Origin of the sequence: Bradyrhizobium sp. STM 3843, from assembly GCF_000239815.1 — a bacterium.
Classification (GTDB): domain Bacteria; phylum Pseudomonadota; class Alphaproteobacteria; order Rhizobiales; family Xanthobacteraceae; genus Bradyrhizobium.
On sequence record NZ_CAFK01000292.1, the window covers coordinates 1 to 21,819 of the forward strand.

At 66.2% G+C, this 21,819-nt stretch carries 15 protein-coding genes; 10 read left to right on the forward strand and 5 right to left on the reverse strand.

Going from position 1 to position 21,819, the window contains the following annotated elements:
* From BRAS3843_RS29365 to BRAS3843_RS29405, 9 genes are all read left to right on the forward strand, one after another.
* On the forward strand, positions 1 to 833 hold an 833-nt coding region (locus BRAS3843_RS29365), incomplete at its 5' end, for a cytochrome c-type biogenesis CcmF C-terminal domain-containing protein (RefSeq protein ID WP_035983195.1).
* 5 nt (positions 834 to 838) lie between these two features.
* A complete protein-coding gene (locus BRAS3843_RS29370) occupies positions 839 to 1,327 on the forward strand; it encodes a cytochrome c-type biogenesis protein (RefSeq protein ID WP_008972782.1) in 489 nt (162 codons plus the stop codon).
* A 131-nt stretch (positions 1,328 to 1,458) separates the two neighbouring features.
* The gene (locus tag BRAS3843_RS29375; RefSeq protein WP_008972783.1) at positions 1,459 to 2,802 is read left to right on the forward strand and encodes a HAMP domain-containing methyl-accepting chemotaxis protein; all 1,344 of its coding nucleotides are present in this window, start codon (positions 1,459 to 1,461) and stop codon (positions 2,800 to 2,802) included.
* Between the two features lie 426 nt (positions 2,803 to 3,228).
* The gene (locus BRAS3843_RS29380) at positions 3,229 to 5,238 is read left to right on the forward strand and encodes a methyl-accepting chemotaxis protein (RefSeq protein ID WP_008972784.1); all 2,010 of its coding nucleotides are present in this window, start codon (positions 3,229 to 3,231) and stop codon (positions 5,236 to 5,238) included.
* A gap of 644 nt (positions 5,239 to 5,882) precedes the next feature.
* Entirely contained in the window at positions 5,883 to 6,689 is an 807-nt protein-coding gene (locus tag BRAS3843_RS29385; RefSeq protein WP_083841458.1) for a tetratricopeptide repeat protein, read from the forward strand.
* 1,017 nt (positions 6,690 to 7,706) lie between these two features.
* Positions 7,707 to 9,284: a Do family serine endopeptidase gene (locus BRAS3843_RS29390; RefSeq protein WP_008972788.1), complete on the forward strand. Its 1,578-nt coding sequence runs from the start codon at positions 7,707 to 7,709 to the stop codon at positions 9,282 to 9,284.
* Between the two features lie 291 nt (positions 9,285 to 9,575).
* Positions 9,576 to 10,256 carry a response regulator transcription factor gene (locus BRAS3843_RS29395; protein WP_035983198.1) on the forward strand — a complete coding sequence of 227 codons (681 nt, stop codon included), beginning with the start codon at positions 9,576 to 9,578 and terminating at the stop codon, positions 10,254 to 10,256.
* Positions 10,240 to 11,700, forward strand: a complete 1,461-nt coding sequence (locus BRAS3843_RS29400) for an ATP-binding protein (protein ID WP_008972790.1) — start codon at positions 10,240 to 10,242, stop codon at positions 11,698 to 11,700. Before BRAS3843_RS29395 ends, BRAS3843_RS29400 begins: the two co-directional genes overlap by 17 nt.
* A complete protein-coding gene (locus tag BRAS3843_RS29405) occupies positions 11,697 to 14,654 on the forward strand; it encodes a bifunctional [glutamine synthetase] adenylyltransferase/[glutamine synthetase]-adenylyl-L-tyrosine phosphorylase (RefSeq protein ID WP_008972791.1) in 2,958 nt (985 codons plus the stop codon). Before BRAS3843_RS29400 ends, BRAS3843_RS29405 begins: the two co-directional genes overlap by 4 nt.
* 31 nt (positions 14,655 to 14,685) lie before the next feature.
* Here the strand turns inward: BRAS3843_RS29405 and BRAS3843_RS29410 are convergent, their stop codons facing one another.
* The 5 genes from BRAS3843_RS29410 to BRAS3843_RS29430 are packed head-to-tail and all read right to left on the reverse strand — an operon-like array spanning position 14,686 to position 20,684.
* The gene (locus BRAS3843_RS29410; protein ID WP_008972792.1) at positions 14,686 to 14,922 is read right to left on the reverse strand and encodes a formate dehydrogenase subunit delta; all 237 of its coding nucleotides are present in this window, start codon (positions 14,920 to 14,922) and stop codon (positions 14,686 to 14,688) included.
* Complete coding sequence (fdhD, locus tag BRAS3843_RS29415; protein WP_175361162.1) at positions 14,912 to 15,760, reverse strand: formate dehydrogenase accessory sulfurtransferase FdhD; 849 nt, start codon at positions 15,758 to 15,760, stop codon at positions 14,912 to 14,914. The genes BRAS3843_RS29410 and fdhD overlap by 11 nt, the downstream gene beginning before the upstream one ends.
* A 4-nt stretch (positions 15,761 to 15,764) precedes the next feature.
* Positions 15,765 to 18,644, reverse strand: a complete 2,880-nt coding sequence (gene fdhF / locus BRAS3843_RS29420; protein ID WP_008972794.1) for a formate dehydrogenase subunit alpha — start codon at positions 18,642 to 18,644, stop codon at positions 15,765 to 15,767.
* 10 nt (positions 18,645 to 18,654) lie between these two features.
* Positions 18,655 to 20,211, reverse strand: coding sequence for an NADH-quinone oxidoreductase subunit NuoF (locus BRAS3843_RS29425; RefSeq protein WP_008972795.1), 1,557 nt, complete (start codon positions 20,209 to 20,211; stop codon positions 18,655 to 18,657).
* On the reverse strand, positions 20,208 to 20,684 hold the full coding sequence (locus BRAS3843_RS29430; protein WP_008972796.1) for a formate dehydrogenase subunit gamma: 477 nt from the start codon (positions 20,682 to 20,684) through the stop codon (positions 20,208 to 20,210). Before BRAS3843_RS29430 ends, BRAS3843_RS29425 begins: the two co-directional genes overlap by 4 nt.
* Before the next feature lie 241 nt (positions 20,685 to 20,925).
* Here BRAS3843_RS29430 and BRAS3843_RS29435 point away from each other — a divergent pair, with 241 nt between their 5' ends.
* A complete protein-coding gene (locus BRAS3843_RS29435) occupies positions 20,926 to 21,819 on the forward strand; it encodes a LysR family transcriptional regulator (RefSeq protein ID WP_008972797.1) in 894 nt (297 codons plus the stop codon).

Here is a 21,819-nt window from a genome sequence, read left to right on the forward strand (position 1 = left end):
CGGTCGGGGCGCCGTTCTTCAATCTCACCTTCGGTCCGCTGTTCGTGCCGCTTCTGGTCGCCGTCCCGTTCGGGCCGATGCTGGCCTGGAAGCGCGGCGACCTGCTCGGCGCCGCCCAGCGTCTGCTGGCGGCTGGCATCGTCGCGCTGGTCGCGATCGCCTTGGCCTGGGCCTGGGCGCGTGGCGGCAGCGCGCTGGCGCCGATCGCGATTGGGCTCGGCATCTTCGTCATCGCCGGCGCGGTGACGGATCTTGCCGAGCGCATCGGCCTGTTCAGGATGCCTGCGAACACCGCGTTGCACCGGGCGCGCGGCCTGCCGCGGGCGGTCTGGGGCACCGCCTTCGCCCATGCCGGCCTCGGCGTGGCCCTGATAGGGATCGTCTGCGAGACCACCTGGAACAGCGAACTCATCGGCACCATGCGTCCGGGCGACGTCAGAGGGCTTGCGGGTTACGAGATCGCATTCAACGGCATGAGCCAGCGTCAGGGCCCGAATTTCAACGAGCTGATCAGCTCGTTCTCGGTCAGCGTCGACGGCCGCCGGATCGGCGTGATGACGCCGTCGAAGCGCAGCTTCACCACCCGCGGCATGTCAACGACGGAAGCCGCGCTGATGACGCGCGGCGTCAGCCAGCTCTACATTTCGCTCGGCGATACGACCGCCGACGGCGGCATCGCGGTCCGCGCCTATCACAAGCCGCTGGTGCTTCTGATCTGGTTCGGCCCGGTGCTGATGGCGTTTGGCGGTCTGCTGTCGCTGTCCGACCGGCGTCTGCGCGTCGGCGCTCCGCAACCGGCGCGCAGCCTGCGCGGCCTGCAGCCGGCGGAGTAGCGACCATGCGGCGGATGTTCCCGGCGATGTTCCTGATGCTCGCTCTGTTGGCGTCGCCGGCGGTTCACGCGGTGCAGCCGGACGAGATCATGGCCGATCCGGCCAAGGAGGCGCGGGCGCGCAACCTGTCGCGCGAACTGCGCTGCATGGTCTGCCAGAACCAGTCGATCGACGATTCCGAGGCGCCGCTGGCGCGCGATCTGCGCCTGCTCGTGCGCGAGCGGATCGCGGCCGGCGACAGCGACCATCAGGTGATTGACTTCCTGGTCGCCCGCTACGGCCAGTTCGTGCTGTTGAAGCCGCGCTTCGAGCGCGAGACGCTGGCGCTCTGGCTGCTGCCGCCCTTGGTTTTACTCGGCGGCGGCATCGCGCTCTGGCTGCAGGCGCGGCGGCGCGGACAGCGCGCCATCGATGCAACGCCCCGCCTGTCCGCCGAGGAGGAGGCGCGGCTCGCCGCGTTGATGTCGGCCGAAGGCAAGCCGCCGCTGTCGTGAGCGGTATTGCGCGGCGCGATGCGCGCAACGGAGGGCAGCTCCGTGCTTGTCACGCGGCCAAACTTACCGCTTATTTTACCTTTCTCTGGAACTTTGCGGGCTATGCGTCCACGTAGCTCTGAGCAAAGCCGATGTTCTCCAACAGCAATCTGACGATCCGCTTCCTGGTCGGAGGCGTGGTGGCGTCTCTTCTGTTCCTGCTGGCGATCGGCGGCGGCACCGGCTTCATCGCGGTGCTCTATCTGAACAACCACATCACGAGCCTGTCGTCGGATTTCGCGAGCCTGAGCGGACCGGCGCGGGAGCACGCGACGCTGATCTATCAGCAGGCGCAGTCGGCCTTCTCCTATTTCCTGATCGCCTGCGCCGCGATCGCCGTGTTCGCCTGCACCGTCTGCCTCACCACCTATGCGGCCGTGCAGAACGGCATCCTGCGGCCGCTCGCCGCGATGGTGCGCGCGATGCGCGACGTCGCCGATCAGAAATTCGAGACGAAGATTCCGGGCCTCGGCCTCTCCAATGAGATCGGCCTGCTCGCGAGCGCGCTCGAAGTGTTCAAGACCAACGGCATCGAGCGGCAGCGCCTGACCGAGCGCGAGCGGCAGGAGGCGCAGCGCCAGGGCGAGCGCTCGCGTTATCTCGACGGCCGCATCGAGACCTTCAACGACATGGTGGCCAATGTCGTCGGCAGCGTTGCCTCCTCGGCTGTGCGGCTGAAGAGCAATGCCGAGACGCTGTCGCGCGCCGCCAACGACACCACGACCAAGGCCAACGCGGTCGCGGCTGCGGCGAGCCACGCCAATCGCAGTGTGCAGACGGTCGCCGGCTCGACCGAGGAGATGACGCAGTCGATCGGCACCATCAGCCGCCGTGTCTCCGATGCCACCCAGCGCGCCGAAGGCGCGGCGTCGCAGGCCGAGAAGAGCAAGAATACGATTCACGCGCTGTCGGACGCGGCCGAGAAGATCGGCGCCGTGGTGCAGCTGGTGCAGGCGATCGCCTCCCAGACCAACCTGTTGGCGCTCAACGCCACCATCGAGGCGGCGCGCGCGGGCGAAGCCGGCAAGGGCTTCTCGGTGGTCGCATCAGAAGTGAAGAACCTCGCCGACCAGACCAGCAAGGCCACCGACGAAATCTCCTCGCACGTCGCCAGCATCCAGGGCATCACCGCGGAGACGCGCGGCGCCATCGACGGCATCTCGACCACGCTGTCGGAGATCAGCGCCATCATGTCCGGCATCGAGGTCGACACCTCGCAGCAGCGCAACGCCACCCAGGATATCTCGAAAAGCGTCCAGGAAGCCGCGCGCGGCACGCTGGATGTCTCCAACCACATCGCCCAGATCACCTCGACCTCGGCCGAAACCGGCAAGATGGCCAACGACGCCCGCGACGCTGCCGGCGAACTGTCGCAGCAGGCCGAGACGCTGAAGCGCGAGGTGGATGCGTTCATCATCAGCGTCAAGGCGAGCTGACGCGCGACCTATTCCGTGTCATCCCCGCGCAGGCGCCGCGGCTTAGCCGTCTTAAGCGCTGTCGCCACTATCACCGTCATTCCGGGGCAAGGCCGCAGGCCTTGAACCCGGAATCTCGACATTGTCTTGCGCAACAATCTCGAGATTCCGGGTTCAATCGCCAACGCGCATTCGCTTCGCGTCTGCGCATTGACGATTGCCCCGGAATGACGATGCTGGTGACGCCAGCGGAACCGCCATCCATCACGTAGCCCGCGCTCAGCCCACGGGGGCATCTCTAACCCGCTATTAGCAAATGTCGCGCATTGTGCACGCTGCTCAGCATTCATCGCCGCCCGGCGATCGATGCTGCAAGAAGGGCGCCTGGCGACCTCGGCTCGCTGGGCTGCCTCCGCGTCTCATAAAAATAGCGGACAGTGGGTGGAAATGGTGGGCTTCCGTTTGAAGATCAGAGGGCGTCTTTACGCCGGCTTTGCAGCGCTGGTGGCCGTGGGCGTGATCATGGCGGCCGTGGCGGTCTGGAACCTGTGGGCCGTCCGCGACCAGGTCGCCAACCTGTCGACGCTCTCCGACAGCACCGCGCGGATCCTGCAGATCTCGAACCATCTGCAGGCGATCCAGCGCGCCAATTTGCGCTATATCCATGACGGCAACGAGCCCGCGCTGAAGGAGGCTGCGGATCGCGAGACTGCGGTAACCGAGCTGCTGCAGGCCGCCGCGAGCGGATCACTGTCCGCGGAGCGCCGAAAGCTCTACGACGATCTCCTCAGCGATATCGCCAAGATGCGAACGCAGCGCGACGCGCTCCAGGACGCGGTCAAGCAGACCAAGACGGGCCGGGCGACGCTGCTTCCGGGAGGCGAGGACCTCGCTGCCAAGTCCGCCAAGCTCGGCATCGCGGCGCGCGGCTCCAAGGACGCCGAGATCATCACCGCGGTTGCGGATATCGAATCCCGGCTCCAGCTGGTGCGGATCGCGACCTGGCGCTTCCTGGCCTTGCGCGACACCAAGTCGGCCTCGGCCTTCCGGGCGGGTGTCGACAATGTCGAACAGCGACTGGCGGCACTGGAGAGTGCGACGCCGCCGGCGAACGTCCAGTCTGCCATCGCGCCGGTGAAGGTCTCGCTGGAGCTCAACAAGAACGCGTTCGAGGCGACGGCCGCCGCAACGCTCAAGTCCGAGGACATCTACCTCAACAATATCGAGCCGCTGATCGCCAAGAGCATCGAGACGCTCAAGGCCGCAGAGACCAGTATGAATGCCGAGTCTCAGGTCTCGCGCGCGACCGCCGAGCGCGCCATTGCCAGTACGACGTCGATGCAAATCAAGGTCGGCGCGGTTGCCGTCCTGTTCGGCTGCCTGGTCGCGTTCCTGATCGCCCGTGGCATCGTCGGTCCGCTGGCGTCGATGACAACAGCGATGGGATCGCTCGCGAGCGGCGACGTCGCCGTCGAGATTCCCGGCCGCGGCAACAGTGACGAGATTGGCGCGATGGCCAAGGCGATCCAGGTGTTCAAGGACAACATGGTCGAGACCGAGCGCCTGCGCGCCGAGCAGAAGGACGCCGAGGGGCGGCAGGCCGCGCAGCGCAAGGCCGACATGGTCGCTCTGGCGCAGCAGTTCGAGCAGGCCGTGGGTGATATCGTCGGCGCGGTGTCCTCGGCCTCGAGCCAGCTCGAAGCCTCGGCCGGCTCGCTGACCACCACGGCCTCGCGCGCCCAGGACCTGTCGACGGAAGTGGCGGCGGCGTCGCAGGAGGCGTCCGCCAACGTGCAGGCGGTCGCCTCCGCGGCGGAAGAGCTCTCGTCCTCGGTGAGCGAAATCTCGCGCCAGGTGCAGGAATCGGCGCGCATCGCCGGCGAGGCGGTGGCGCAGGCGAGCCGGACCAATGAGCGCGTCGGCGCGCTCTCGAAAGCCGCCACGCGCATCGGCGACGTGCTCGAGCTGATCAGCACCATTGCCGGCCAGACCAATCTGCTCGCCTTGAATGCCACCATCGAGGCGGCGCGGGCCGGCGAGGCCGGCCGCGGCTTCGCCGTGGTCGCCTCCGAGGTCAAGGCGCTGGCCGAGCAGACCGCGAAGGCCACCGGCGAGATCGCCCAGCAGGTCTCCGGCATCCAGGCCGCGACGGAAGAGTCGGTCGGCTCGATCCGGGAGATCGGCAGCACCATCGGGCGCTTGTCGGAGATTGCGGCGGCGGTCTCGGCGGCGGTGGAAGAGCAGGGCGCCGCCACGCAGGAAATCTCCCGCAACGTCCAGCACGCCGCCAGCGGCACGCAACGCGTCTCGACCAACATCGACAACGTCCAGCGCGGCGCCTCCGACACCGGCTCGGCCTCCTCGCAGGTGCTGACGGCCGCAAGGTCGCTGTCGGCCGAGAGCAGCCGCCTGAAGCGCGAGGTCGACGCGTTCATCGTCCGCGTGAAGGCAAGCTGAGCTAGTAGTTTGTAGGCGGATTGGCGCAGCGTAATCCGCCATCGTCGGCCGAGACCGCCGCGCAGCGGCTTACGCCTGCGGCCCCCAAGCGCGTCTGGGTCCCGGCTCTGCGGTGCGTCACTTTGTGCCGCACCGCGTCCGGGACAAGATATCCGTCGCTCAAATACTCCGCCGTTTTGCGACTTCGCACCCGCTCCGTGTCCCGGACGCGGTGCAGCACGGAGTGCTGCGCCGCAGAGCCGGGACCCAGCGATGCCCAATGTGAAGATTGAGATGGTGCGGTAGCTCGAGTATGCAGGCACGGATTAATTAGCACGAAGCGCAGCCCCATCCACCATGCCGCATCTCTCCCCCGTCATTCCGGGGCATTCGCGCAAGCGCATGAGCCCGGAATCCATAACCTCGAACCATCATTGTCGGCGAAAGCCGTCGGTGCATCTCGTTCCGACCATTGCCGGCAGTGGTTATGGATTCCGGGCTCGCGCTATCGCGCGCCCCGGAATGACGGCGGAGAGAAGTTGCAAAAGCTCGATGAGCGGTTAGCCTGTAGCCCGGATGAGCGAAGCGATGTCCGGGTTCTCGGTCCCGCATGTCGCTGTCGCTCATGCGGGCTACATTTGCTAGATGACGGGATCGAATGATCAATGAGTTGCCGTGCTATTCAATGCATAGCCGTTGCTGAGTTTTTCGCTGGCGCTTTGTTCGGCACGCCGGCTGCAGCAGAGATGTCGCAAGAATGGATGGTGTGTTCGGGCAAAGTTCCCGCCGCTCAGCCCGATCAACGAGTGGCAGCGTGTACCGCGATAATCGAGGCGGGTGGCGAAACGCCGACAAATTTGGCCGCTGCGTACTGTGCTCGCGGTGTCGCCTATCATGCCAGGGACCAAGTCGATCGTGCCATGGCGGACTACAAGGAGTCCATCAGGATCGCGCCGAATAGCGCTAGTAGCAAGCTGTGCCGCGGCTACGGAAATCTCGCAAAGGGCTCTGTGGAGGACGCGATTCGCGACTTAAGCGAAGTCATCGCAGTCGATCCTAGCTCTGCGTCGGCCTTTCTGGGCCGTGGTCGTGCATACCGTATGAAAAAAGAATTCAATCGCGCGATCTCGGACTATGATGAGGCTATCCGTCTCAATCCGAAAGATGCTTCGGCTTTCAACAACCGCGGCGCGGCAATGATCTATGTGCAGAACTACGAGCGCGCGATCCAAGATCTGGACGATGCGGTCCGGCTCAATCCAAGCTATTCAGAAGCGTTCATGAACCGTGGTCTCGCTCACGCTCGTCTGCGGGAATCCGAGCGCGCGATTGCGGACTTTACCGAGGCGATCCGTATTGATCCGAGGAATGCCGTTGCATTTCATAATCGGGGCGTCGCATACGCTGCGAAGGGAGATGGCGCGCGGGCAAAGGCGGACTTTGATCAGGCAAGATTCCTAACAGGACGATAAATCGATATACGCGTTTCAGTATCCCAGCGGTGGAATCCCTCGTCGGGCAAATCACCTGAAAACTCCGTCAAGACCTTCGGGAAAACATAAATCGCTTGGCGCTGCCCCCAAATCAGCCGTATCCTCTGCCCGTTCCGTTCCGCTGAGGGGACGTATCGCGATCGTCACGGACGTCGGAGTCGGAATGCGATGGACGCGGGCTGCCGCAGCGGGGCTTTCGCTTCGCCGACGAACGGCATGACCGCGGACGTGAAATCGTGTGGTCCTGGCCTCCCGGTGCTGAGGCCGAGTCGGTGGTGATGATCCGCCGATGATGGGGGCAAGAGAGCCGGTCCCCAAGGAGAGCGCGTATAAGCGTTAACACCGTCGCGCAGGGAAGGCCGGGTGTGTTCGGCCAGACCTGTGGTTCCTGCCCCGTGCATTTTCTCCCGCACGGGGGCCACGGGCGCGGCCAGCGCCCGGCCTTCCCTGTGCCCTCTGTCCTGGAGAGGGCGACATTGACGCAAAGCTCGGGCGCGGAGCGCGCCGCGAGGCGGCGGACGTATGTCGTCGTGGAGTGGCTGTTCGAGATTGTGGATCGGTAAGCTGCGCAGCGCGGCGTCATTCGCCGCGGTGGAGCTTGGCGCGGCGGGTTACGCCTTCGGCTAACCCGCCCGACGCAAGCGCACGGGCGTCATTGCGAGGCGCGGAGCGCCGAAGCAATCCAGAGTCGCGCGCGCAAGGGCCCTGGATTGCGACGCCGACTATCGTCCGGCCGCGCCTTCGCGCGGACCGGGTGGCTCGCAATGACGGAGATGACGGCCAAGGCCGCAACCTCCAGGACACATTGCCACGGGGGTGACCTGGCCGTCTCACGGGGAATCTACGGCCTGCGCCATTCTGACGCAGGTCTATGTCGGTCCATTACAGAAGTTTAACGCGTTCGCCAGCACGCCGTAAGGCGGGACTCCCCATTTTCATCCCTGAACGGTGCTTCACCTCAGCACGTCAAAAGTTTCCCTTTCTGGAGAAAGCCGTATGACCGAACGTCCGACCGACCTGTCCTCCTTCCCATCCTACCGCAAGTCGCGGCTGTCCCTGTTCTCGGCGCGCAAATTCGCGCTGATGGCCTCGGTGGTTGCGGGGCTGGGTGTCGCGGCCTATGGCCTGAGCCCGTCGAACGGTCCGGTGGACCTGTTCTCGAGCCCGGCGCATGCGCAGGTGGCCAATGAGGTGAGCAAGGTCGCCCGGCCGATCGGTTTTGCCGACATCGTGGAGCGGGTGAAGCCGTCGGTGATTTCGGTCAAGGTCAACATCAACGAGAAGGTCGCCAAGGACGACAGCGGCAACGATGACGATTCGCCGTTCCAGCCGGGCTCGCCGATGGAGCGCTTCTTCCGCCGCTTCGGCGGTCAGGATGGTATCCCAGGCCTGCGCGGCAATGGCCGCCGTGCCATCACCGGGCAGGGCTCCGGCTTCTTCATCTCGGCCGACGGCTTTGCCGTGACCAACAACCACGTGGTCGACGGCGCCAGCAAGGTCGAGGTGACGACCGACGACGGCAAGACCTACAGCGCCAAGGTGATCGGCACCGACCAGCGCACCGACGTCGCCCTGATCAAGGTCGAGGGCGGCTCGAACTTCCCGTTCGCCAAGCTGGCCGACGGCAAGCCGCGGATCGGCGACTGGGTGCTGGCGGTCGGCAACCCCTTCGGTCTCGGCGGCACGGTGACGGCCGGCATCGTCTCGGCGATGGGCCGCGACATCGGCAACGGGCCGTATGACGACTTCATCCAGATCGACGCGCCCGTGAACAAGGGCAACTCCGGCGGTCCGGCCTTCAACGTCGACGGCGACGTGGTCGGCGTCAACACCGCGATCTATTCGCCCTCCGGCGGCAGCGTCGGCATCGCGTTCTCGATTCCCGCCTCGACCGTGAAGAGCGTTGTGGCCCAGCTGAAGGACAAGGGCTCGGTCAGCCGTGGCTGGATCGGTGTCCAGATCCAGCCGGTGACGCAGGATATCGCCGACAGCCTCGGCATGAAGAAGGCGGAAGGCGCGCTGGTCGCTGAGCCCCAGGCCAGCGGCCCGGCCGCCAAAGCCGGGATCGAATCCGGCGACGTCATCACCTCGGTCAACGGCGAGTCGGTGAAGGATGCGCGCGAGCTCGCCCGCACCATCGGCGGCCTCGCGCCGGGGACCGCGGTCAAGCTCAACGTCCTGCACAAGGGCCAGGAGAAGGCGATCGACCTCACGCTCGGCAAGCTGCCCGACACCATCGAGGCCAAGGCCGATACCGGCAACGACAACAGCGGTCCGACCCGCGGTACCGACGTGCCGAAGCTTGGCCTGACGGTCGCCCCGGCCAACAGCGTGGCCGGCGCCGGCAAGGAAGGCGTGGTCGTGACCGAGGTCGATCCGAAGAGCGCGGCGGCCGAGCGCGGCTTCAAGGAAGGCGACGTCATCCTCGAAGTCGCCGGCAAGAACGTGAGCTCGGCGGGTGACGTGCGCGATGCGCTCGCCGCGGCCAAGAACGATAACAAGAACAGCGTGCTGATGCGCGTGAAGAGCGGCGGCCAGTCGCGCTTCGTCGCGGTGCCGATCGCCAAGGGCTAAGTGGCGCGTCAGGCTGTTCTTTCGAGACGGAGGAGATCGCCGGCATGTTGCCCCCGCGCCGGTGGGCTCCTTCGGGGGGCGGGCTTCGTGCCCGCTCCCTTAAACCTTCCGTTGGACAACGCCCCCCTCCGTCGGAAGGAACTCGGGCGGTGAAGTCCCCCCAAGCTTCACCGCCCACCTTTCTTGACTTCGTCTGCCTCGATTAACCCCCTGGCGCGGGTCGCCTTGCACCGAAACGGCGGCCGCGCCATGTAGATGGAAGCAGAACCCGTGACCGGCCCCGTTTCCGAAATGCGCCTGTTGATCATCGAAGATGACCGCGAGTCCGCCGATTATCTCGTGAAGGCGTTTCGCGAGGTCGGGCACATCGCCGATCTCGCCAGCGATGGCGAGGAGGGGCTCGCGATGGCCGAGACCGGCGACTATGATGTCCTGGTCGTCGATCGCATGCTTCCCAAGCGCGACGGGCTGTCGCTGATCGGCGTGCTGCGCGACAAGGGTGACCGGACACCGGTGCTGATTCTTTCCGCGCTCGGCCAGGTCGATGACCGCATCAAGGGCCTGCGCGCCGGCGGCGACGATTATCTCCCGAAACCCTACGCTTTCGCCGAACTGTTGGCGCGCGTCGAGGTGCTCTCCCGCCGCCATGGCGGTCCGGCCGAGGAAACGGTCTACCGCGTCGGCGATCTCGAGCTCGACCGGCTGTCCCATCGCGTCGCCCGCGGCAAGGACGAGCTGACCTTGCAGCCGCGCGAGTTCCGGCTGCTCGAATACCTGATGAAACATGCCGGACAGGTGGTGACCCGCACCATGCTGCTGGAAAACGTCTGGGACTATCACTTCGATCCGCAGACCAATGTGATCGACGTGCACATCTCGCGGCTGCGCTCCAAGATCGACAAGGGCTTCGAACGCCCGCTGCTCCATACCATCCGCGGCGCGGGGTACATGATCCGTGACGGCCTTCGGTAAGCTGATCCGAACCACCGCGTTCCGGTTGACGCTGGTCTATCTGGCGCTGTTTGCGCTGTTTGCGGCCTCGCTGCTCGGCTATTTCGCCTGGAACACCCGCCGCCTCATCACCGAGCAGATCTCGACCACCGTCACCGCCGAGATCAGCGAGATGATCGACATCTACTCGCGGCGCGGCCTGCACGGGCTGGGGCTCACCATCGAGAGCCGGGCGCTGCGCCCGGGCGCCAATCTTTACCTCGTCACCACGCCGACCGGCCAGGCGATCGCCGGCAATGTCGGCTCGCTTGCGCCGGGCGTCATGGGCTCATCCGGCTGGTCGGAGACGTTCTACCGGCGCTTCGATGATCGCGGCGAGGAGAACCATCGCGCGCTGGTCTATGTCACACAGCTCAGTAACGGCTTCCGCCTGCTGATCGGGCGGGACCTGGAGGAGCGCAGGCGGATGTTCGGCATCGTGGCCAAGGCCGCGCAATGGTCGGTGCTGGTGGTCGTCGTGCTCGGCATCGGCGGCGGCATCTTCGTTGCGCGCCGGGTGCTGCGCCGGATCGACGCGATGACCGGCACCACGCGCCGGATCATGGCAGGCGACCTGTCGGGCCGACTGCCGGTGGGGCGCAGCGGCGACGAGCTCGATCGTCTCGCCGAAAACCTCAATGCGATGCTGGAGCGGATCGAGGCGCTGATGACCGGCCTCAAGGAGGTTTCCGACAACATCGCGCATGATCTGAAGACGCCGCTGACGCGCTTGCGCAACCGCGCCGAGGAGGCGCTGGCGAAGTCGCGCACCGAGGGCGAATATCGCTCCGCGCTGGAGCGCACGATCGAGGAATCCGACGGCCTGATCCGTACCTTCAATGCGCTCTTGATGATCGCGCGCGCCGAGTCGGGCCAGGCGCGCGGCGACATGGTCGATTTCGACGCCGCCGAGGTTGCGAATGGTATTCATGAGCTTTACGAGCCGCTCGCCGAGGACGATGGCATGGTCCTGCGTGTCAAAGCGGTGGCGGCGCCGCTTCACGGCAATCGTGAGCTGATCAGCCAGGCGCTCGCCAACCTGGTCGAGAATGCGATCAAATACGGCAAGCCCGCTGCGCTGCCGCTCGGTGCCGAGGCGGCGGCTGTTAGCAAAGAGATCTGGATCGAGGCGCGGCGCCAGGGCGATCAGGTGCTCCTGAGCGTGACCGATCGTGGTCCGGGGATTCCCGAAACCGAGCGTAAGCACGCTGTCGAGCGTTTCGTGCGTCTGGAGGCCAGCCGCACCCTGCCGGGTTCCGGCCTCGGCCTCAGCCTGGCGTCGGCGGTGGCCACCCTGCACGGTGGCGAACTCCGGCTCAGCGACGCCAATCCCGGCCTGGTCGCAACCCTGCTGCTACCTGCCGCCGCAGGTCTTCCCGCAAGGCTTGCAGCTCAAACCGCGGATGTGCCACAGAAGGCCGCATGATCTCATCCGCGCCGGGACACGCGGACGGAAACATGCTGGCCGCGCGCTTCGTGAGCGGCCCGCATGTCCGTACGCCCGTCAAAGCCGAAGCTCGCCTCAATGACTGGCTCGCCGAACTGGAGCCGGCCCAGGCGGCCGGCTTGCGGGCTCTGCTGGGAGAGGGTGTTGCGCGAACCATCCTGCTCGGCATCGCCGAGCACTCGCCCTATCTCTTCGACCTCATCCGCGCCGACGCCGCGCGCTTGTTGCGCCTTCTCCGCAGCGAGCCGCAATCGCATCTTGCCGGTCTGATCGAGGGGACCTCGCGCGAGGTGTTCGCCGCGAGCAGCGAGGCCGACGTGATGCGTCTGTTGCGGCGGATGAAATCCGAGGCAGCGCTGCTGATCGCGCTGTGCGACATCGGCGGGGTCTGGCCGGTGATGCAGGTCACGGCGGGGCTGACCGACATTGCGGTGAATTCGGTGCAGATGGCGCTGCGCTATCTGCTCCGGCAGGAGGCCATGCGCGGCCGGCTGCTGCCTCAGGATGCCGAGCGCCCGGAAGCAGGCAGCGGCCTGTTCGCGCTCGCCATGGGCAAGATGGGCGCAGGCGAGCTCAATTATTCCAGCGACATCGACCTGATCGTGTTCTTCGATCCCGAAGTCACGAATCTGGCGCGCGACATCGAGCCGCAACCGTTCTTCGTGCGGGTGACGCAGGCGATGGCGCGGCTGCTTCAGAGCCGCACCACTGACGGCTACGTCTTCAGGGTCGACCTGAGGCTGCGGCCCGATCCCGCTTCAACGCAAGTGGCGATGTCGACCGAGGCCGCGCTGCACTACTACGAGCGGGAGGGGCGCACCTGGGAGCGCGCCGCGATGATCAAGGCGCGCGTCTGCGCCGGCGATGTCGAGGCCGGCGAGGCGCTGCTCGCGGAGCTTTCGCCGTTCGTCTGGCGCAAGCATCTCGATTTCCAGGCGCTTGCCGATGTCCACGACATGAAGCGGCAGATGCAGGTCTATCGCGGCCAGAGCGAGATCTCGGTCGAAGGCCATAATGTCAAGGTCGGTCGCGGCGGCATCCGCGAGATCGAGTTCTTCGCTCAGACTCAGCAGCTGATCGCGGGCGGCCGCCACGCGGACCTGCGCGTCCGCCAGACCCTGCAGGCGCTCGACGTGCTCGCGGCCAGCAACTGGATCACCGATCAGGCGCGCGACGAGCTGGCTACGGCCTATCAGTTCCTGCGCCGGGTCGAGCATCGCTTGCAGATGGTCGCGGACGAGCAGACCCATAGCCTGCCCGAGGATCCCGAGGCGGCGGAGCGGTTCGCGCAGTTCTTCGGCTATGAGAATCGCGACGCCTTTGCCAAGGACCTGCTGTTCCAGCTCGACATCGTGCAGGGCCATTACGCGAAACTGTTCGAGGGCGATCCCACGGGAACGGCGAGCCTGCCGCCGGTCGAATATGGCGTCGGCCCCGAGGAGCCGCGGCTGCTCGAGCATCTCGTCACGCTCGGCTTCCGTGATCCCGTTACGGTGGCGAAGACGCTGCAGCAATGGCTGGCAGGCGAGTATCGCGTGTTCAGGACCGAGACGACGCGTGCAGCCTTCACCGATTTCGTGCCGGCGCTGATCGATTGCCTGGCGCGTGCCGACGAGCCCGACCGCGCGGTCGCCGCGTTCGACCGCTTCCTGCAGGCGCTACAGCGGGGTGGGCGGCTGATCACGCTGCTCGGGCAGAACCGCGATCTGGTCGCGCTGGTGGCGCTGGTGCTCGGCGCCGCGCCGCGGCTCGGCGACATGCTGGCGCGGGCTCCGCAGCTGATGGACGGGCTGATCGATCCGCGCTTCTTCGGCGCCATGCCCGACAAGCGTGAATTGTCGGAGCGGCTTGCGGCGACACTCGCGGACGCCGGAACCTACGAAGAGTTTCTCGATCGTCTCAGGCTGTTCGGCCAGGAAAGCCTGTTCCTGATCGGAACGCGCATCCTCTCCGGCACGGTATCGGCGCAGCAGGCGGGCCTTGCTTTCGCGGACGTCGCCGAGGGCATCGTCCACACCGTGCACGGCCTCGTCACCGAGCGGTTCGCCGCCCAGCACGGCCGCATCAAGGATCAGGAGACCGCGATTATCGCGATGGGCCGGCTCGGCGCGCGCGAGATGACCGCGTCCTCCGATCTCGACCTGATCCTGCTTTACGACTTCGATCCCGATGAGCCGGAGTCGGATGGCGAGCGTTCGCTGCAGGGACCGCATTATTTCGCCCGCTTCACCCAGCGGCTGATCTCGGCCTTCACCTCGCGCACCAATTACGGCGTGCTCTATGACATCGACATGCGGCTGCGGCCCTCGGGCCGCGCCGGGCCGCTGGCCTCGCATATCTCGTCGTTTGCGCATTATCAGGAGCGTGAGGCCTGGACCTGGGAGCACATGGCGCTGACCCGCGCGCGGGTGATCTCGGCCTCGCCGGCGTTTCGGGCCCGGATCGAGGAGATCATTCAAACCGCGCTGCGGCGGCCGCGTGATGCTGCGGCGATCGCGCGCGACGTCGCCGACATGCGGCGCGCGATCGCGATGGAGAAGGGCGAGGGCGATCTCTGGAATCTCAAGCAGGCCGCCGGCGGCATGGTCGATATCGACTTCATCGCGCAATATCTGCAACTCGTGCACGCCGCCAGGCGGCCTGAGATCCTCGACGTCTCTTCGCTCCAGGTGCTCGAGAACGCGGAGCGGCTGGAGGTGCTGCCGCGCGCGGATGCCTATATCCTGCGCCAGGCGGCGCGGCTCTATCAGGATCTCACCCAGATCGTCAGACTCTGCGTCAGCGGCAAGTTCAAGCCGGAGCAGGCCGGCGAGGACCTGTTGCGCGTGATGGCGCGCGCCGGCGACGCGCCGGATTTCTCGGCGCTGGAAGCGCGCGTGCGCGAGACCCAGGCCGAGGTGCGCAGGGTGTTCGTGGCGCTGCTGGAGGGCTGATCGCTTCGGCGCTCAACGCCGCGACAGATTCTCAGGCCTTTTCCTTCGCGGCCTGCTTCAGCGTGGCGATCGCCTCGAATACATCGGGATCGAGGCCGGCGCCGCCGGCATCGTGATGGGCGAAGATCGACTTGCGCATGCGCGGGTCCCAGAATTTCTTGATGTGCTCGGCGACTCCGGCAACCGTCTTGTCGCGGCCCTGGGCGTGAAAGAATTTGCCGATCTGGTTGGCCATGTAGATCAGGCGATCGTGGGTGTCATGCGACATGCATTGTATCCGCTTGGCTGGATCGCGCGTCTGCATCGATAGCGGCGGCGATCCGTTCGGGGTGGGTGAAGATCTCAAAACCGTCGTTGCGGGCCACCGCCACCAGCGTGATGCCGGCGGCGTCGGCCGTTCGTATCGCGAGCGCGGTCGGCGCGGAGACCGCGACCACGACCGGCGCGCCCATCGCGGCTGCCTTCTGGACCATCTCGACCGAGACGCGGCTGGTCAAAAGGACGATGCCATCGTGCGCCGGCGTGCGGGCCTGTGCGAGGCTGCCCGCGAGCTTGTCGAGCGCGTTGTGGCGGCCGACATCCTCGCGAAGGGAGACGATGCCACGCCCTGCGGTCCAGAACGCCGCAGCATGCACGGCGCGGGTCTCATGATTGAGCTTCTGCAGCGGCTCGATCGAACCGAGCGCCGTCATGATCTCGCGCGGGGAGAACCGCCGCCCAGTCGGGACCGGCGAAGGTGGACGGACCGCCTCCGCAATCGAATCGATGCCGCAGAGGCCACAGCCGGTGGGGCCGGCGATATGGCGGCGGCGTTCGGCCATGCGCGCAGCGAGTTCGGGCTTAAGCCACATCCTGATCTCGACGCCGTCATCGAGCGTGACGATCTCGAGTGAGGTGATGTCGTCGCGCGAGGCAACGATGCCTTCGTTGAGGCTGAAGCCGATGCCGAAATCGGCGAGGTCCTGCGGCGTCCCCATCATGACGGCATGGGTGCCGCCATTATAGGTCAGCGCAATCGCGGTCTCCTCCGGCACGCGACGGGTGCCTTCGCTGAAGGCTCCGTCGCGCCAGACCAGACGATCTGCGATGCGCACCGCATCCGACATCAGCTCACTCCGCGGCTTCCACGACGGGCGCGATCCGGCGTGAGTTCCGGGCCTGCTCGTCATAGGCCTTCTGCCAGTCCGACGGACCGTTCGACGGCGAGATCTGCACCGCCGTGACCTTGTATTCGGGGCAGTTGGTGGCCCAATCCGAATAGTCGGTGGTGATCACGTTCGCCTGCGTCATCGGGTGGTGGAAGGTGGTGTAGACCACGCCCGGCGCCACGCGCTCGGTGATCAGCGCGCGCAGCGTCGTCTCACCGGCGCGGCTGGCCAGCCGCACCCAGTCGCCGTCGCGGATGCCGCGCTGCTCGGCGTCGTGCGGATGGATTTCCAGCCGGTCCTCGCCATGCCAGACCACGTTGTCGGTGCGCCGCGTCTGGGCGCCGACATTGTACTGGGACAGGATGCGCCCGGTTGTCAGCAGCAGCGGGAAGCGCGGTCCGGTCCGCTCGTCGGTCGCGACATATTCGGTGACGACGAACTTGCCCTTGCCGCGCACGAAGCCGTCGATATGCATGATCGGCGTGCCCTCGGGCGCCTTGTCGTTGCAGGGCCACTGCACCGAGCCCATTTCGTCCAGCTTGGCGTAGGACACGCCGGTGAAGGTCGGGGTCAGCGCCGCGATCTCGTCCATGATCTCGGACGGGTGGCTGTACGTCATCTCGAAGCCCATGGCCTTGGCGAGGCCAATGGTGACCTCCCAGTCGGCGAGCCCATTGCGCGGGCTCATCACCTTGCGCACCCGCTGGATGCGGCGCTCGGCATTGGTGAAGGTGCCGTCCTTCTCCAGGAAGGTCGAGCCGGGCAGGAACACATGGGCATAGTTCGCGGTCTCGTTCAGGAACAGATCCTGGACGACAACGCACTCCATGGACGAAAGTGCCTGGACGACGTGGCTGGTGTTGGGATCGGACTGCAGGATGTCCTCGCCCTGCACGTAGAGGCCCTTGAAGGTGCCCTCGATCGCGGAGTCGAACATGTTGGGGATGCGCAGGCCCGGCTCAGGGTTGAGCTTGACGTTCCACATCGCCTCGAACTGGTCGCGCACGGCGTCGCCCGCGATGTGCCGGTAACCCGGCAGTTCGTGCGGGAACGAGCCCATGTCGCAGGAGCCCTGCACGTTGTTCTGGCCGCGTAGCGGGTTCACGCCGACGCCGCGGCGGCCGATATTGCCGGTCGCCATCGCCAGATTGGCGATCGCGATCACGGTGGTCGAGCCCTGGCTGTGCTCCGTGACCCCCAAGCCGTAGTAGATCGCGGCATTGCCGCCGGTGGCGTAGAGCCGCGCCGCGCCGCGCAGTTCCTTCGGATCGACGCCGGTGATGAGCGCGACCGCCTCGGGGCTGTTCTTCTCCTGGGCAACGAAGGTGGCCCAGTCCTGGAATTCGCTCCAGTCGCAGCGCTCGCGCACGAAGGCCTCGTTGACCAGCCCTTCGGTGACGATCACATGCGCCATCGCGGTCAGGACCGCGACATTGGTGCCGGGCATCAACGGCAGATGGTGATCGGCCTTGACGTGCGCCGAGCTGACGAGATCAGTGCGGCGCGGATCGACCACGATCAGGTGTGCGCCCTGGCGCAGACGCTTCTTCATGCGCGAGGCGAACACCGGATGCGCGTCCGACGGATTGGCGCCGATCACCATCACGACGTCGGTGTCCTCGACCGAATCGAAGTCCTGGGTGCCGGCCGAGGTGCCGAAGGTGGTGGCGAGGCCATAGCCGGTCGGCGAGTGGCAGACGCGGGCGCAGGTGTCGACATTGTTGTTGCCGAAGCCCGCGCGGATCAGCTTCTGCACCAGATAGGTCTCTTCATTGGTGCAGCGGGAGGAGGTGATGCCGCCGATCGCGTCGCGGCCGTATTTCTGCTGGATGCCGCGCAGCTTTTGCGCAGCGAAATTGAACGCCTCGTCCCACGACACTTCGCGCCAGGGCTCCGCGATGGTCTCGCGGATCATGGGCTTGAGGATGCGTTCCTTGTGCGTCGTGTAGCCCCAGGCGAAGCGGCCCTTGACGCAGGAATGGCCGCGATTGGCCTTGCCGTCCTTGTACGGCACCATGCGCACCACTTCCTCGCCGCGCATCTCCGCCTTGAAGGCGCAGCCGACGCCGCAATAGGCGCAGGTGGTGACCACCGAATGCTCGGGCTGGCCGATCTCGATCACAGACTTTTCGGTCAGGGTCGCGGTCGGGCAGGCCTGCACGCAGGCGCCGCAGGAGACGCATTCGGAGCCCAGGAAACTTTCGCTCATGCCCGGCGACACCCGGCTGTCGAAGCCGCGGCCGGAGATGGTCAGCGCGAAGGTGCCTTGCACTTCCTCGCAGGCGCGGACGCAGCGCGAGCAGACGATGCACTTGGCGGGATCATAGGTGAAATAGGGGTTCGACTCGTCCTTCGGCAGCCAGGCCGGATTGACGTCGCCCTTGGCCTCCGCGAACACATGGTTCTCGCCCTGATAGCCGTAGCGGACGTCGCGCAGGCCGACAGCGCCGGCCATGTCCTGGAGCTCGCAATCGCCATTCGCCGCGCAGGTCAGGCAGTCGAGCGGATGGTCGGAGATGTAGAGCTCCATCACCCCCTTGCGCAGCTTCTTCAGCCGTTCGCTCTGGGTGTGCACGACCAGACCCGCCGCCACCGGCGTGGTGCAGGAGGCCGGGGTGCCATTGCGGCCCTCGATCTCCACCAGGCACAGCCGGCAGGAGCCGAAGGCGTCGACCATGTCGGTCGCGCACAGTTTGGGGATCTGCGTGCCGGCCTCCATGGCCGCGCGCATGATCGAGGTGCCCTCGGGTACCGTGATGCTCTGACCGTCGATGGTCAGCGTCACCATGGTCTCGGACTTGGAGCGGGGCGTGCCGTAGTCGGTTTCCTGGATGAGCGACATGGTGATGTCCTTACTCTGCAGCCTGCAGGCGCGGCTGCTGCGGTCCGAAATCTTCGCGGAAATGTTTGAGCGCTGACAGCACCGGGTAGGGCGTGAAGCCGCCAAGCGCGCAGAGCGAGCCGAGTTTCATGGTGCCGCAGAGGTCTTCGACCAATGCGATGTTCTCGCCGACGCGGTCGCCGCGACGGATCTTGTCGATGGTCTCCACGCCGCGGGTCGAGCCGATTCGGCAAGGCGTGCATTTGCCGCAGGATTCGATGGCGCAGAACTCCATCGCGAAGCGCGCCTGCTTCGCCATGTCGACGGTGTCGTCGAACACGACGATGCCGCCATGGCCGATCAGGCCGTCACGCGTGGCGAAGGCCTCATAGTCGAACGGCGTGTCGAACAGCGCGCGGGGGAAATAGGCCCCGAGCGGCCCGCCGACCTGCACCGCCCGCACCGGGCGGCCGGTGAAGGTGCCGCCGCCGACCTCGTCCACCAGTTCGCCGAGCGTGATGCCGAACGCCGTTTCGAACAGGCCGCCATATTTGATATTGCCGGCGAGCTGGATCGGCATCGTGCCGCGCGAGCGCCCCATGCCGAAATCGGCATAGGCCTTGGCGCCCTCGTCGAGGATGAACGGGATTGCAGCGAAGGAGAGCAGGTTGTTGACCACGGTCGGCTTGCCGAACAACCCATGGTGCGCCGGCAGCGGCGGCTTGGCACGGACGAGCCCGCGCTTGCCTTCGAGGCTCTCCATCAGCGCGGTCTCTTCGCCGCAGACATAGGCGCCGGCGCCCATGCGCACTTCGAGATCGAAGGAGAAGTTCGAGCCGGCGATCTTGTCGCCGAGCAGGCCGGCCTTCCTGGCAATCGCGATGGCTTTCGCGGTCGCCGCGATCGCGTGCGGATATTCGGAGCGGCTGTAGATGTAGCCCTTGGTGGCGCCCACCGCGATGCCGGCGATCGTCATGCCCTCAATCAGGACGAAGGGGTCGCCCTCCATCAGCATGCGGTCGGCGAAGGTGCCGCTGTCGCCCTCATCGGCGTTGCAGATGACGTATTTGCGATCCGCTGCCGTCTGCGCCACCGTCTTCCACTTGATGCCGGTGGGGAAACCGGCGCCGCCGCGGCCGCGCAGGCCCGAGGTCGTGACCTCGGCAATGATCTCGTCCGGTGTGAGCGTCAGTGCGCGGGCCAGCCCGCGATAGCCGCCATGGGCGCGATAGTCGTCGAGCGAGAGCGGATCGATGATGCCGCAGCGGGCGAAGGTGAGGCGGGTCTGCCGCTTCAGCCAAGGGATGTCTTCGACCGCGCCGAGCCGGAGCGGATGCTGACCACTGGAGACGATGGCATCGAGCAACGAGGCCGCATCGGCCGATGTCGCCGGGCCGAATCCGATCCGGCCCGCCGGGGTCGCGACTTCGATCAGCGGCTCCAGCCAATACAGGCCGCGCGAGCCGGTGCGGACGATATCGATCGTGAGGCCGCGCTGGCTCGCGACCGAGGCCAACGCCTGCGCGACCTCATCGGCGCCGACCGCAAGGGCGCCGGCATCACAGGGAACGTACAGACGCAGGCTCATCGCTGGGCCTCCGACACGAGTGCATCGAGCCTGTTTTCGTCGAGCCGCCCGACCAGGCGACCGTCGAGCATCGCCGATGGCGCGGTGGCGCACAGCCCCAGGCAGTAGATCGGCTCCAGCGTGACGCGCTGGTCCGCCGTGGTGTTGCCCAGGGCGATGCCGAGCTTGGCCTCGGCGCGGGCGGCCAAAGCATCGCCGCCGGCGGCCTGGCAGGCCTCGGCACGGCACAGTTTCAGCACATGGCGGCCGGCCGGCCGGCTGCGGAAGTCGTGGTAGAAGGTGAACACGCCGTAAACTTCCGCGCGCGACAAATTGAGCGCGGAGGCGATCATCGGCAGCGCCTCTTCCGGAACATAGCCGAACGCCTCCTGGAGCGCGTGGAGGATCGGCAGGGTCGCGCCCTCCATCTGGCTGTGTTCGGCGATGATGTCGGCGCCGCGCGCCGCCTCCCAAGGTTCGTAGACCGACGTCATTCTTGTCCCAATCAATGTTGCTGGCTTGCCTTGATGAGAATTGGAATTGATCCAAATATCAATAAAGCTGTCCCGTGCTGCGATAGCGAAAGGCAATCGAAGCATTGCTAAAATTGGACGGAAAACAGGCCCTTAGCGGTTCTGCGTCGCAGCTTTGCCATGTTGCGACCGCGTTCGCCATGGTAATGAAACCAGTGTAGGAAAAGCGCTCCGCACCACAACCTCCCGGAAGGCCGCGTTTTTGATCGATAAGCTCGAACTTCTGCTGGCGCTCGCCAAGGAGCGACATTTCGGCCGCGCCGCGGAGGCCTGCGGCGTCACCCAGCCGACCATGTCGACCAGCATCAAGCAGCTGGAGGAGATCCTCGGCGTCATGCTGGTGCAGCGCGGCTCGCGCTTCCAGGGCTTTACGCCCGAGGGCGAGCGGACCCTGGACTGGGCGCGGCGTATCGTCGGCGATTTCCGGGCGATGCGGCAGGAGATCAACGGGCTCAAGGACAAGCTCTCGGGCGAGATCCGGATTGCCGCGGTGCCGACCGTGCTCGGCATGGTGGCGTCGCTGACCACGCCGTTCCGCGCCCGTCATCCGGACGTGCGCTTCCGCATCATGTCCTGCACCTCGGCCGACGTGCTCGGGCTGCTCGAGAATCTCGAGGTCGATGCCGGGCTGACCTATATCGAGAACGAGCCGATCGGCAAGGTCCGCACCATCCCGCTCTATAACGAGAGCTATCGGCTGTTGACCGCGCCGGATGCGATGTTCGGCGACCGTGAGCAGGTGACATGGAAGGAGGTCGGGCAGGTGCCGCTCTGCCTGCTGACTCCCGACATGCAGAACCGCCGCATCATCGACCGTGCGCTGCGGGCGGCCGGCAACGAGGTGACGCCGACGCTGACCTCCAATTCACTGCTCGTGCTCTACACGCATGTGAAGACCGGCCGCTGGGCCAGCGTGATGCCGGCCAAGCTCGCCGAGACGCTCGGCCTGGCCGACAAGGTCCGCTCGATCCCGATCGTCGATCCCGTGATCAACTACTCGATCGGGCTGGTGATTCCCCAGCGTGACCCGATGACGCCGCTGATCGCAGCATTGGTGCACGTCGCCCGCGAGGTCGCGCCCAGTTTGCAGGCGTGA